The following is a 13,914-nucleotide window of genomic DNA, read 5'->3' as shown; positions in this document are numbered from 1 at the left end:
AACTACTCCGCCCAAAAGCGCAAATGGCCAAAGGTTTCAATAATATCATTTCCTTAGCCGATTGAGAGCGTGATCTTAGCAGAAACCGATAAATGGTTGCACCTCAGCTAAAAAGTGTGCGAAGCTAGGTACTGTATAAATACACAGTTTAAGGGGCAGTCATGGCCGTTATTACACAATTTGTGGTTGTCAGAGATGGGGTAGAGAAAATGACGTTTGCTTCGAAGAAAGAGGCGGATGCGTATGATCGCATGCTGGATGTCGCTGACAATCTGATTCCGTTCCTGCAACAAAGCGAGCTTGAACTCGAAGATAGTACCGTGGAAAAACTTGCTTTTTATTTAGCATCCCATAAAGATACGCTGTCTAATTTGCTCAAGGGCGGTGCGCCAGTAAAAGCCCCCGCAAAACGTAGCAAAAAATCTGAATCTGAAACTCAACAATAGCGAGCGTTGAATGATCTCTGAGTTTTACCAATCACTCGACCGTCAGGTACAAGCACTATTTGAAGGCGAGCATGACTTAATTGCCGCCATGTCTAATTTTTCTGCCTTACTGAACGAACAATTGACTGAGCTTAACTGGGTAGGTTTCTATCTGATGAAACAAGACCAGTTGGTACTTGGTCCCTTCCAAGGTAAAGTCGCCTGCAGTCGCATTCCTGTTGGTAAAGGCGTTTGCGGCACTGCGGTTGCACTCGACCAGACGCAACGGATTGATAATGTGCATGAGTTTGATGGCCATATCGCGTGCGATTCTGCCAGCAACTCAGAAATTGTGGTACCAGTAAGGCTACAGGGCAAAGTGATTGCGGTGTTGGATATCGACAGTCCTAAGTTCTCGCGTTTTGATGAAAACGATCAAATCGGCTTAGAAACCTTAGTCGCCACTTTTGAAAAGTGTGTGTTTGCTTAAAAGGCACACGATTTTCGTCCGATTGTAGTCGATTTCGTCATAATGCCGCTTATAATAGGCGGCTTTGGCGGATGGTGGTCGCTATGAGTCTGGCAAGTCTCAAGAAGAGTTGCTATGGTAATTCGACCCCGTCGGCAGCCTAATCATACGTATGAGAGCGCTGTCCTTACGGATAGTAGTATTTAATGACCCAGTCGCGTGCACTAAAACAACCGTGCTGGCGTCCCAGTAATTTGTGGATTTATTATGGAATCAACAGAAAAGTTGACCGATACCAACGCCATCCTGGCATATCTATACGAGACGTTCCCGTTGTGTTTTATTGCTGAAGGCGAAACCAAGCCTCTGAAAATTGGCTTGTTTCAAGACTTGGCCGAACGGTTAGCCGATGATTCCAAAGTCAGCAAAACTCAGTTACGTATTGCCATTCGCCGCTACACTAATAGCTGGCGCTATCTGAAATCGCTTAAAGAAGGCGTACAACGTGTGGACTTAGACGGTAACCCTTGTGGTGAACTGGAAGCAGAACACATTGAACACGCACAACAAGCGTTGAAAGAAAGCCAAGATAAAGCGCGTGCGCGTCGCCAAGAAACCGCTAAAGCGGCAGGCAAGGGAGCTCGTGAAGGCGAGCAGAAGCCTCGTGACAACGCTAAACGTAAGCCACGTGCTAAAGCCGAATTTGCAAAAAAGGCGGGTGCGAAAAAGCCTGCCGCTAAGAAAGTAGAAGCGCCAGCAGTGAATCTTGTGCAAGCTGAGTTGTCTCAGTTATCACCAGGTCAAAAGATCAACGTCAAACTTGGCGCAACTCCAGTGCCAGGCGTGATTAGCGACATCAACAAAGAAGATATTCAAGTTCAACTTAACACTGGGTTGACTGTGAAGGTAAAAGCAGAGCATATTCTGCTGTAACAAGGAAAGCTATTTAGGAGTAACTTGCTGATGCGAAAGATTATTATAGCTGCGTCACTGGCCAGTATGTTGTTGGGTTCACAGGCGTTTGCTATATCACCAACAATTCCGATCAGTGAGTTACCCGAGCTGCATCAAGAGCCTCAACATCAGGTGACCAGTAAGCGTGTCGCCGGATTGTTTACCCGCTCTCACTACCATCGTATCGCCTTGGACGATGAGTTCTCTAAATCCATCTTTAAGCGCTTCTTAGAGCAATTGGATTACCGCAAAAATGTTCTGTTACAAAGTGATGTCGACGCACTGCGAGCTAAGTACGAGACACATTTTGACGACATGATCAAAAGCGGTGAGCTAGAGCCCGCCTACGACATGTTCCATACCGTGCAGCAAAAAAGCTATGAGCGTTTTGTTTATGCGCTGTCGCTGCTCGATAAAGAGATGAAGTTTGACGTACCGGGCGATAAGTATGTCTACGACAGAAAAGATGCTGCATGGCCAAAAGATGAAGCCGAGCTCGACGAATTATGGCGTGAGCGCGTCAAGTATGATGCGTTGAGCCTGAAACTCACCGGCAAAACATGGCCTGAAATCGTCGATGTGCTGCAAAAACGCTACAACAACGCCATCAAGCGAATGAAGCAGACCAACAGCGAAGATGTGTTTCAGGGCGTAATGAATGCGTTTGCCCGTAGCATTGAGCCGCACACCAGCTATTTGTCACCACGTAACGCCGAGCGTTTCGAAATGGAGATGAATCTGAGTCTGGAAGGCATTGGCGCCGTGCTGCAAATGGAAGATGACTACACTGTCATCAAAAGCTTAGTTGCTGGGGGCCCAGCCGCTACCAGTGGTAAGCTGGAGCCAGACGATAAAATTGTGGGTGTGGGTCAAGACAACGGTGACATTGTTGATGTTATCGGGTGGCGTTTAGATGATGTGGTTGACCTTATTAAGGGGCCAAAAGGCAGTAAAGTGACGCTGCAAGTACTGCCGAAGAAAGGCGGTAACTCAGCGAAACCATTTAACGTCACCGTGACTCGCGACAAGATACGTTTAGAAGACCGCGCTGCCACATCGAAAGTGATTGAGCCAGAGACCGGCCCTTATGCTAAGCGCAAAGTAGGCGTGATTGATGTGCCAGGTTTCTACATGAACCTGTCTAACGATGTCGCTAAAGAGATTGAAAAACTGAAAGCGGATAACGTGGAAGGCATTGTGCTTGACCTGCGTGGCAACGGCGGCGGTGCATTGACTGAAGCTACGCTGATGACGGGCTTGTTTATCGATCAAGGTCCAGTGGTGCAGATCCGTGATGCCAGCGGCCGTATCAGTGAAAACCGCGATAATGATGGCAAAACCTATTATGGTGGCCCGCTTACTGTGCTAGTTGATCGTTATTCAGCGTCAGCATCTGAGATTTTTGCTGCGGCGCTGCAGGATTATGGTCGCGCGTTGATTGTTGGTGAATCAACTTTTGGTAAAGGTACGGTCCAGCAGCATAAAAGCTTAGGGCGTATTTACGACATGTACGACAAGCCTATTGGCCATGTGCAATACACGATAGCTAAGTTTTACCGTATCAACGGTGGCAGTACGCAGCGTAAAGGGGTAACACCGGACATTCTGTTCCCGACTGCACTCGATGCTGGCGAATATGGTGAAGCCGAGCAAGACAACGCTTTGCCATGGGATCAGGTGCCGCCTGCAGAATATCAACCGCTGAATGAGGTCACTAAGCCTGAAATTCAACAGTTGGATAAAGAACACCAACAACGTATCGCGAAAAATGTCGAATTCAGTTACGTACAGGACGACATTAAAACCTTCCGTGCACACCATCATGAGAAGAGTGTGTCACTGGTTGAGAGTGAACGTTTGAAAGAACGCGATGACGAAGACGCCAAGGCCTTGGATCGTCTGAATGAACGTCGCGAAAAACATGGTCTCAAGCCATTAGCTAAGCTTGAAGACGAGGACGATGTCAGCAAGGAAGAGAAAGAGATTGCTAAGCCCGACGTTTTCCTAGATGAAGCGGCTTACATCACACTCGACATGGTCGATTATGACCAAAAAGCTAAACACAGTAGCTAAATGCTAGCTACTCCAAAAAGCGCGCTTCAGGCGCGCTTTTTGTTCCGTATTACACTGTAGCGAATGCAGTACTCAGCAAATTTTTTCGGAGGCAGTGAAATGTCAGAAAATCAGGTTTCTTCCTCTAACGCCAATCCCCAGCCTACCGCTAAACGTTTGGCCGATTATTTACCACCCGATTATTTGGTGCCCGAGTTAGCCCTGAGCTTTCGTTTGCAGCCTAACGCTACCCAAGTAACTGCTGTCAGCCAAGTTACGCGTAACGGTGAACACAACCGTGCCTTGGTATTAGACGGCGAGCAACAACAGATCCAGCAAGTGTTGGTTAATGGTGAAAACGTCGATTACCTGCAACAAGAGGGTAAGTTGACCATCGAAAATGTACCAACAGCGTTTGAACTGACGATTGTTACCGAGATCAATCCAGCGGCCAACTCTAGCTTAGAAGGGCTGTATATGTCGGATGGCGCCTACTGCACTCAATGTGAGGCAGAAGGGTTCCGTCGAATTACGTTTTTCCCAGATCGTCCGGACGTGTTAACCCGTTATCAAGTGCGTATTGAAGCACCGAAAGCGTTTCCATTCCTGCTTAGCAACGGTAATAAGGTCGAAGAGGGGGAATTGGATGGCGATTGGCATTACGCCTGTTGGCAAGATCCGTTTCCAAAACCATCTTATCTGTTTGCCTTAGTTGCTGGTGATTTTGATCTGTTAGAAGACAGTTTTACCACCAAAACTGGCCGCGATGTAAAGCTGCAGGTGTTTGTCGATAAAGGTAACTTAAACAAGTCGCACCATGCGATGGCCTCGCTGAAAAAGGCGATGGCATGGGATGAAAGCCGCTTTGACCTAGAATACGACCTTGATATCTACATGATTGTGGCGGTTGATTTCTTCAATATGGGCGCCATGGAAAACAAAGGGCTCAATGTCTTTAACACCAAGTACGTGTTGGCAGATGAACAAACTGCGACGGATGATGACTTCCATGGCATCGAATCTGTCATTGGTCACGAATATTTCCACAACTGGACCGGTAACCGGGTTACCTGTCGCGATTGGTTCCAGCTGAGTCTGAAAGAAGGGCTGACGGTATTTCGTGATCAAGAGTTCAGCTCTGATGTAGGTTCTCGTGCCGTTAATCGCATTCACGCGATTAAAGTGATTAAGAACCAACAGTTTGCAGAAGATGCCGGCCCAATGTCGCATCCAATCCGTCCAGAAGAAGTGATTGAAATGAACAACTTCTACACGGTGACGGTTTACAACAAGGGTGCAGAAGTGATCCGCATGATGCACACGCTGTTAGGCGAGGCGGGTTTCCAAGCGGGCATGAAGTTGTACTTTGAGCGTCACGACGGGCAAGCCGTCACTTGTGATGATTTTGTGCAGGCGATGCAGGATGCTAGTGGTAAAGACTTAAGCCAGTTCCGCCGTTGGTACAATCAAGCTGGCACACCTGAATTAACTGTGACCGATAACTACGATGCAGATGCAGGCGTATATCGTCTGCAGGTAGCGCAAAGTACTCCGCAACGCGCGAATGAACAGCAAAAGTTGCCACAGCATATTCCGTTTAGCGTTGAGCTGTTGGATAACGACGGCAATAGCCTAGTGAACCAACTGTTAGAAGTGACTGACGCTGAACAGACATTTGAGTTTAATCTCAATGCTGCGCCTGTTGCCTCATTGCTGCAGGATTTCTCGGCTCCGGTAAAACTGCATTATCAGTATGCAACTAGCCAGTTGTTGGTGTTGATGCGTTATGCCAGCAGTGAAGTAGCCCGTTGGGAAGCTTCTGTTGCGTTATTTAGTCAGGCAGTTTGGCAAAACGTGGCGCGTTTGCAGCAAAGCCAGTCGATGAGCTTGGACAGCAGCGTAATAGATGCCTTCAGAGCTGTGGTGTTGGACGCGAGTCAAGACCATGCTTTGTCGGCAGAAATGCTCAAGTTCCCGTCTACCGCGGCGTTGATTGAGCAGGTAGAAAAAGTTGATGTTGATGCGTTATTAAGTGCGCGTGACTTTGTTATTGATGCTATTGCTGACGGTTGTGAGGATGAGTTGTTAGCGCGTTATCGCGAACTCACAAGCTTGGATAACGCGGCGAGTCGTAGTTTTAAAAATGCCATGTTACAGCTGTTAGCACGTAGTGCTGACGGCAATGAAGCACTGCTGCAAGCGCAGTACGACAGTGCCAGTGGTATGACTGATGCACTTGGTGCCTTGTCGGCGGCAGTGGCTGGCAATGCAGAATGCCGCGATGAGTTGCTCGTGCAATTTGGTGAGCGCTGGCAGGATACGCCGCTGGTAATGGATAAGTGGTTTATGCTGCAAGCGTCGGTTGATGAAGACGATGTGATTGACCGCATTACGGCATTGCAACAGCATCCAGCTTTTAGCTTTAACAACCCGAACCGTGTACGTTCATTGTTGGGCGCTTTTGCGGCACTGAACTTAAGCCAATATCATCGTGCCGACGGTGCTGGATATCAGTTCCTGACCGATATCATTAAGAAGCTTAACAGCGTCAATCCGCAAGTCGCGGCGCGTATTATGACGCCACTGATCCAGTTCGGTAAGTTTGATGACGCACGTCAAGCGCTGCTAAAAGGTTGTCTGCAACAACTGTTGGATTTGCCGGAGTTGTCGCGTGATGTGTATGAAAAGGCCAGCAAGGCGTTAGCAATGTAATGCGGCAGTTTATTTTTCGGCTTAATGTCAGCTTTGATACGTTCAAACCATACTATCAAGGTGTGGTTGAAAACGTGCAAGTGACGGATATTAACGGTGTGGTGATACGAATAAACGGACGCCATTTTCGGCAATTCCTCACCGCAGAAGGTATTCATGGTAATTTTCGACTTACCATTGAAGACAACGGCCATTTTAAGTCGTTAGAAAAACTGTAAAGCTAAAGCCACTCGCGAGAGTGGCTTTTTTGTGGCTGCTGAAAATGACCACTGCCAAGTTATGTTTCCAGATGAAAATTCATTCAAATGTAATCTTTATTCAGTCATGCTGGAGTGTGATCCAACTCAAAATCGCGTATTTATTAAGCTAGCGCTGAATACGCCATTGAGTAACTTCATGCACTGTTCAGCTAACGGTTCAGCAACAGTAAAAAAATCTTTACTGACATTGGATAACATCTTTATTTCAAACTAAAATTTTCCTCGAAATGAGAAAAAATTGGTACTAAACTGCGCGCCATGACCTCGGTCACAAACACATTTTCGGCCAAGGTCAGCAAAAATCCCTTAATTAAAAAAGCGTTTCGACAGACGCTTAAGGAAACTTCATTATGGCTTTGAACAGTTCAACGCCCTCGGTGTTGCTGGAAAATGTTGTTAGCCTCATCCATAACAAAATTGCGGCAGAGCATGCCAAGCAAGTTGAACAATTTGCCACATGCCTTTATGCGCACATGTCCAAGGATGATCTTCTTGCTCGCAATGACAGCGACCTCTACGGTGCCATTCTCAGTCTCTGGAATGCACTAGATAATACGCCTACCGGCCAGTCCCACATGCGGGTATTCAACCCGAGCCAATCTAAGCATGGCTGGCAATCTACCCACACCGTTATCGAAGTTGTGCAGCCCGATATGCCATTCCTGGTTGACTCGCTCAGCATGGCATTAAGCCGTTTGGGCATTACCGCCCATATGATGCTGCATACGCCGCTAGCCATCGAGCGCGGCGCTAGCCGTATCGAGCAGGTAACCCACATGAAGGGCAGCAGCGAACAGAGTGATAAGGTGGCGGTGTTCTTGATCGAAATTGACCGCCAGAGTTGTGACGACGATATAAAACTGATTGAAAAAGAGCTCGAAACTACACTTGCCGATGTCGCCGCCGCCGTCAGTGATTGGCAACCTATGATGGATAAGATGGCCACAATCGCTAGCGATTTGCCAAGTCTGCCATTCCCCGGTTCCCAGCATGAACTCGATGAAGCCATCAGCTTTATCAAATACCTGAGTGATCATCACTACACGCTGTTGGGCTATCGTTACTACGAATTGCGCCGTGTCGAGGGCGACGTTGAATTAATCCCAGATATGAGCTCCAGCCTGGGATTGATGAAAAAACCGGGTAAAGATCAGCCAGAACATGGCTTACGTCTGTCAACCTTCTCCGACACTGCTCGTCGCCAAGCCTTAGATCACAAGTTATTGGTGTTGACCAAAAGCAGTGCTCGCAGCCGTGTCCACCGTCCTGCCTATGTTGACTATGTCGGCATCAAGCGCTTTGACGAGCAGGGGAATGTTATCGGTGAAGAGCGTTTTGTCGGTCTCTACACTTCAAATCTTTATAACCGCAGTCCTCGGGCCATTCCGATGTTGGCGGAAAAAGTCCAACGTGTAATGGACATGTCGGAGCTGACGCCACGCTCACACGACTTTAAAACCCTGCTGAATATTCTCGAAAATTTACCGCGTGATGAGATCATCCAAGCCTCCGTCGAAGAGCTCTACTTAATGGCGCATGGCGTACTGGAGATGCAGGACCGCGATAAATTGCGTTTATTTGTGCGTAAAGACGGTTATGGCCGTTTTATCTCGTGCTTGGTATATGTGTCGAAAGACCGTTATAACACGCGTTTACGCCAAGATACGCAGCGCATTCTTGCGAAAAGCTTTAACACCACCGAAGAAGTGGAGTTCACCACTTACTTCTCCGAGTCTTCACTATGCCGCACCCATTACCGGGTGAAGGTAGATAATAACAATAATATGGACGTCGACGTGGCACAGATAGAACAAAACCTGATTGAAGCGGCCCGCTCATGGGATGATAAACTCGCCAGCGCATTGCATAGCTCAGTGGGCGAAGAACTCGGCACTCGTTATCAAAAACGATTCGCCAGTGCTTTCCCGCAAAGCTACAAAGATGATGTGTTACCACCTTCCGCTGTGGTTGATATCAACCAGCTGGAATCGCTCAATGACGAGCATCGTCTTGGCATGCTGTTCTATCAGCCGCAAGAATCAACCAAAGGCAGCAACCAAGTTCGTTTGAAGCTGTTCCATAAAGATGAACCTATTCATCTGTCAGACGTATTGCCGATGTTGGAAAACTTTGGCCTACGGGTGATTAACGAACGTCCGTATGAAGTGATCACCTCGGATGGCGCCACCTTCTGGATCCTCGACTTCCTGATGACAGTGCAACACGCAGTGTCTGATGAAGTAGTTGATAGTCAAGATCGTTTCCAAAATGCACTGTCGATGGTATGGGACAAGAAGCTGGAAGACGATGGCTTTAACCGTTTGGTATTGGCCACCAATCTGACCGGGCGCGAAGTGTCAGTGCTGCGTGCCTACGCGAAATATATGCGTCAGATTGATGCCACTTTCAGTCAGGCTTACATTGAAGAAACCTTTGGTCGCTATCCACAAATTGCCGATTCACTGGTGAAAATGTTCGTACGTAAATTCAATCCTAAGTTGAAGACACGTACCACAGTGAAGTTTGTTGAACAGATCAACATGCGTCTTGAGGACGTTGCGAGCTTGGATGATGACCGTATTATCCGTCGTTATCTGGACCTGATTAATGCCACGCTGCGGACCAACTTCTACCAAACTGATGCCGCTGGCGAGCTGAAAAACTACGTTTCGTTCAAATTCGCGCCGGATCAGATCCCCGAAATGCCAAAACCGCTGCCACGCTACGAAATCTTCGTCTACAGCCCACGGGTTGAAGGTGTGCATCTGCGCGGTGGCCGCGTAGCGCGTGGTGGTCTGCGTTGGTCAGATCGTCGTGAAGACTTCCGAACCGAAGTGCTGGGTCTGGTAAAAGCACAGCAAGTGAAAAACACTGTGATTGTGCCGGTCGGCGCTAAAGGTGGCTTTGTTTGTAAACAGATGCCACAGCAGGGCGGCCGCGAAGCCGTCTTCCAGGAAGGTCAGGAATGTTATCGTCTGTTTATCCGCGGATTGCTGGATATCACCGACAACATCGTTAACAAAGAGATTGTGCCGCCAGTAGATGTGGTGCGTCATGATGAAGACGATCCCTATCTGGTGGTTGCGGCGGATAAAGGTACTGCGACCTTCTCTGACTTGGCCAACAGCATTGCCGAAGAATATGGCTTCTGGTTGGGTGATGCCTTTGCGTCAGGCGGCTCTAACGGTTATGACCATAAGAAAATGGGCATTACCGCCCGTGGCGCCTGGGAATCGGTAAAACGCCACTTCCGTGAAGTGGGTATCGATTGCCAAACTACCGAATTTACCTGTGTTGGTATCGGCGATATGGCGGGGGACGTGTTTGGTAATGGTATGTTGCTGTCTGAGCACACACTGCTGCAAGCTGCCTTTAACCATATGCATATCTTTATCGACCCAACACCAAATGCCGCAGCAAGCTTTGCTGAGCGTCAACGCATGTTCGATCTGCCGCGTTCCAGCTGGGAAGATTACAACAAGAAACTGATCTCCAAAGGCGGCGGTATCTTCCTGCGTAGCGCAAAATCGATTTCATTGACACCAGAAATGAAAAAGATGATTGGCAGCAGCAAGGCGTCGATGACACCAAACGAGTTGATCCGTGAATTGCTGAAAATGCCAGTGGATCTGTTGTGGAACGGTGGTATCGGTACTTACGTTAAATCAGCCAAAGAAACCAATGCTGAAGTGGGCGACCGCGCCAATGATTCGCTGCGGGTCAACGGCTGTGAAGTTAATGCCAAAATCATCGGCGAAGGCGGCAACTTAGGTTGCACTCAGTTGGGCCGTATTGAGTACAGCGCTAACGGTGGCCGTATGAATACCGACTTCGTAGATAACGTCGGCGGTGTGGATTGCTCGGATAACGAAGTTAACATCAAAATTCTGCTCAACAGTTTGGTTGCGGAGGGTGAGCTGACCGTTAAACAACGCAATACTTTGTTGGTTGAAATGACGGATGAAGTGGCCGACATCGTGTTGCAAGACTGTAAGGATCAAACTCGCACGCTGTCAGTCACCCAAGCGCATGCGCCTGGTCAGCTAAAAGAGCATATCCGCTTTATCCATTACTTGGAAAAAGAGGGCAAACTGGATCGCGCCTTGGAGTTCTTGCCATCGGAAGATGAACTCAACGAACGTCTGGCAGGTAACAAAGGGTTAACCCGTCCTGAGCTGTCAGTATTGGTGGCGTACGCCAAGATGGTACTGAAAGAACAGTTGGTGACGCCAACCGTGACCGAAGACCCATGGTTGAGCCAACTGTTGGTGGATTACTTCCCGCAAAAACTGCAACAACGTTTTGCTGATAAGATGGGAACCCATCCGCTGCGTGGCGAAATTATCGCGACCTCATTGGCAAATCAGTTAGTTAACGAAATGGGCCTTAACTTCATCCAACGTATGCAGGATGAGACAGGTGCCTCAGTTGCAGAAGCTGCCGTATGTTACTCTATGGCAAGAGAAATATTCGGATTAGGTGATTTAATCTCTGCCATTTCTCGCCTAGGTAGTAGTGTGCCAGCGGTGGTGCAAAGTGAAATGTTGCATCAGTTGCGCCGCAATATGCGCCGTTCATGTCGCTGGTTGCTACGTAATCGTAACCGTGTATTGAACATTGAAGAAACGGTCAGCTTCTTCAAGCCTGTGTTCGAAACACTGCGCGATAATGTAGAACACTATCTAGTTGCAGATGAATGGCAAGGCATAGCCGTAGACATTAGCGCTCTGGAACGTGAAGGCGTACCGCATGACTTAGCTGCCTTAGTAGCGAAAATGAGTACCTTGTTCTGTACGTTGGATATCGCGCAAATCGCGGAATTTGAACAAAAGCCAGTAAGCTTAGTGGCCGAGACCTATTATCAGCTCGGTGCTAAAGTTGAACTGCACTGGTTCTTGGAACAGATCACCGCACAGAAAGCGTCGAACCATTGGCAAGCGTTGGCACGTGCCGCCTTCCGCGAAGAGCTAGATTGGCAACAACGTTCACTCACCTCTGTGGTATTGCGTAAGTGTGAGGCAGTGTGTGACTCCGCCGCAGTGATCACACAGTGGATTGATGGTCATCAAAGCTTGCTGGAACGCTGGTTCAGCATGCTGGCAGACTTCAAGACCTCGGGTGAAAATGAGTTTGCTAAGTTCTCGGTAGCGCTAAGAGAGTTAAATCTGCTCATTCTGCACTGTGAAGGGCAACGATAAATATTATAAAATTTCAAGCCCTGGCATCTCGCCGGGGCTTTTTTTAGGTCTTAGGAGAACTCATGTTTTACGAACTCGCACAAAAGGTCATGTTTCAGATGGACCCGGAGCTTGCGCACAACCTTGCCATGAAAGGGCTGAGGGCGACAGGTAACAATCCGCTAAACTGCTTTTATAGTCAGAATATTGCCCCGGCGCCGGTGACATTTATGGGCGTGACATTCCCTAACCCTGTTGGTTTGGCGGCAGGGATGGACAAAGATGGCGAGTGTATTGATGCTTTTTATGCCATGGGATTTGGTCATGTAGAAGTCGGTACTGTTACCCCTCGACCACAACCTGGTAATGATAAACCGCGTTTGTTCCGTATTAAGCCAGCAAAAGCGATCATTAATCGCATGGGGTTTAATAACAAGGGCGTCGATAATCTGGTCGCAAACTTGATTGCGAAAAAATCTAACGCGGTTGTTGGTGTGAATATTGGTAAAAATAAAGACACACCAGTAGAGCAGGGTAAAGAAGATTATTTAATCTGTATGGATAAAGTTTATCCGTATGCAGATTATATTGCGGTGAATATTTCATCACCTAATACTCCCGGATTACGTACTATGCAGTACGGTGAGCTGTTAGAAGATTTGCTCAGCAGTTTAAAATTTCGCCAAAAAGAGTTGGCGGCAAAATATAATAAGTATGTTCCTGTTGCACTAAAAATAGCCCCAGATTTAACTGAAGAAGAAATTGAGAAAATTGCCGATGCGCTGATTCAAAATGAATTTGATGGCGTTATCGCAACCAACACTACCTTGAGTCGTGATGGTGTCAGTGGCTTAGCCAACTCCAACGAGACTGGCGGGATGAGCGGTAAGCCGCTGCAGGATTTGTCTACCAAAGTAATTAAGCAACTGGCTACCTGCCTGAAAGGCAAAGTGCCGATTCTTGGCGGTGGTGGTATCAACAGCGCTGAAGATGCGTTGGCGAAGTTAGACGCTGGTGCTGAAATGGTACAAATTTATTCCGGCTTTATTTATCAAGGGCCAAAATTAATTAAAGAGATTGTGGATGCTTATCGATCTAAATAAACAGATCCGATCGCAAACACTGAATAAGATCTAAAAAGGATCGCGAAAGCGATCCTTTTTAGATCTTATCGATCATCAATTTAATTTTGGATTTAATAAAAAATTGTTGTAATCTTGTTCAAATTATATCAATTTATTTTTGATGTTGTTTAAATTATCAACTAACCTGCAGTCATATAAATAATAAGGCCACACGGACACGCTATGTTATTAATGCCTGATCAAAACTGGCAATGGAAATATAACGCTTCGTACGATGTGTTGAGTATTTCTCTTGGTCCAGATATGGAGTTTTTAACTCCTTATAAAAATAAGGTGTTGATCCCTGATGCTCTCGGCTCATCTGAGTTCGATGTTGAGCACGCGCGTTATTATATGGATATCGTCGAGCGACTCGGTAAACGTATGTCGCTGGCTGACGCATATCTGGTGCAATTGGCGCTCAATGCCACCGCCGCACGGTTTATGCTAAAGCCACAAATGCCGAAGTCTTGGTTCTTTGAATCGAGTGATGTTTGTGTTTTCAGCGAGCCCGGCAAGCTGTTTGATTTGCGCTGTAATGGCAATCGCGTACAAGTGCTCGTTGTCGAAACCAGTCTGCAGGCGTCGTTGGTTATGTCACTTGAGGAGTCGTGTGCGCTCAGTGATAGTAAAAACCTCAAACGTTTTGACACCATTAAAGTGATGCACGATAGATTGCATCCACTAAGAGCACAGCAACAGATCGTTGCCGCTTAGATTCAGCCAACGCATTTCAATAAA

General features: G+C 47.4%; 9 protein-coding genes. All 9 read left to right on the top strand.

What is annotated here, in order from left to right; genetic code table 11:
* Positions 1-161 precede the first annotated feature (161 nt).
* The 9 genes from HR45_RS03925 to HR45_RS03880 all read left to right on the top strand — a co-directional run bounded on the left by HR45_RS03925 (position 162) and on the right by HR45_RS03880 (position 13,890).
* Positions 162-446 (top strand): YebG family protein, encoded by a 285-nt coding sequence (locus HR45_RS03925; RefSeq protein WP_037439908.1) that lies wholly within the window; start codon positions 162-164, stop codon positions 444-446.
* Between the two features lie 10 nt (positions 447-456).
* Positions 457-915, top strand: a complete 459-nt coding sequence (locus HR45_RS03920) for a GAF domain-containing protein (RefSeq protein ID WP_037439906.1) — start codon at positions 457-459, stop codon at positions 913-915.
* 246 nt (positions 916-1,161) lie between these two features.
* Entirely contained in the window at positions 1,162-1,827 is a 666-nt protein-coding gene (proQ, locus tag HR45_RS03915; protein WP_037439904.1) for an RNA chaperone ProQ, read from the top strand.
* Between the two features lie 30 nt (positions 1,828-1,857).
* The gene (gene prc, locus HR45_RS03910) at positions 1,858-3,921 is read left to right on the top strand and encodes a carboxy terminal-processing peptidase (RefSeq protein ID WP_037439902.1); all 2,064 of its coding nucleotides are present in this window, start codon (positions 1,858-1,860) and stop codon (positions 3,919-3,921) included.
* Positions 3,922-4,020: 99 nt separating this feature from the next.
* A complete protein-coding gene (pepN, locus tag HR45_RS03905) occupies positions 4,021-6,612 on the top strand; it encodes an aminopeptidase N (protein WP_052074476.1) in 2,592 nt (863 codons plus the stop codon).
* A complete protein-coding gene (locus HR45_RS03900; protein WP_037439900.1) occupies positions 6,612-6,830 on the top strand; it encodes a DUF2835 domain-containing protein in 219 nt (72 codons plus the stop codon). Before pepN ends, HR45_RS03900 begins: the two co-directional genes overlap by 1 nt.
* 392 nt (positions 6,831-7,222) lie before the next feature.
* Positions 7,223-12,070 carry an NAD-glutamate dehydrogenase gene (locus tag HR45_RS03890; RefSeq protein ID WP_037439896.1) on the top strand — a complete coding sequence of 1,616 codons (4,848 nt, stop codon included), beginning with the start codon at positions 7,223-7,225 and terminating at the stop codon, positions 12,068-12,070.
* Positions 12,071-12,132: 62 nt separating this feature from the next.
* Positions 12,133-13,152, top strand: a complete 1,020-nt coding sequence (gene pyrD, locus HR45_RS03885) for a quinone-dependent dihydroorotate dehydrogenase (protein WP_037439894.1) — start codon at positions 12,133-12,135, stop codon at positions 13,150-13,152.
* A 204-nt stretch (positions 13,153-13,356) separates the two neighbouring features.
* Positions 13,357-13,890: a cell division protein ZapC gene (locus HR45_RS03880; RefSeq protein WP_037439892.1), complete on the top strand. Its 534-nt coding sequence runs from the start codon at positions 13,357-13,359 to the stop codon at positions 13,888-13,890.
* Positions 13,891-13,914 lie beyond the last annotated feature (24 nt).

It is taken from the genome of Shewanella mangrovi (genome assembly GCF_000753795.1).
Taxonomy (GTDB): Bacteria; Pseudomonadota; Gammaproteobacteria; order Enterobacterales; family Shewanellaceae; genus Shewanella; species Shewanella mangrovi.
Note: the sequence above shows the minus strand (reverse complement) of the source record. Positions and strands in the feature narration are given on the sequence as shown.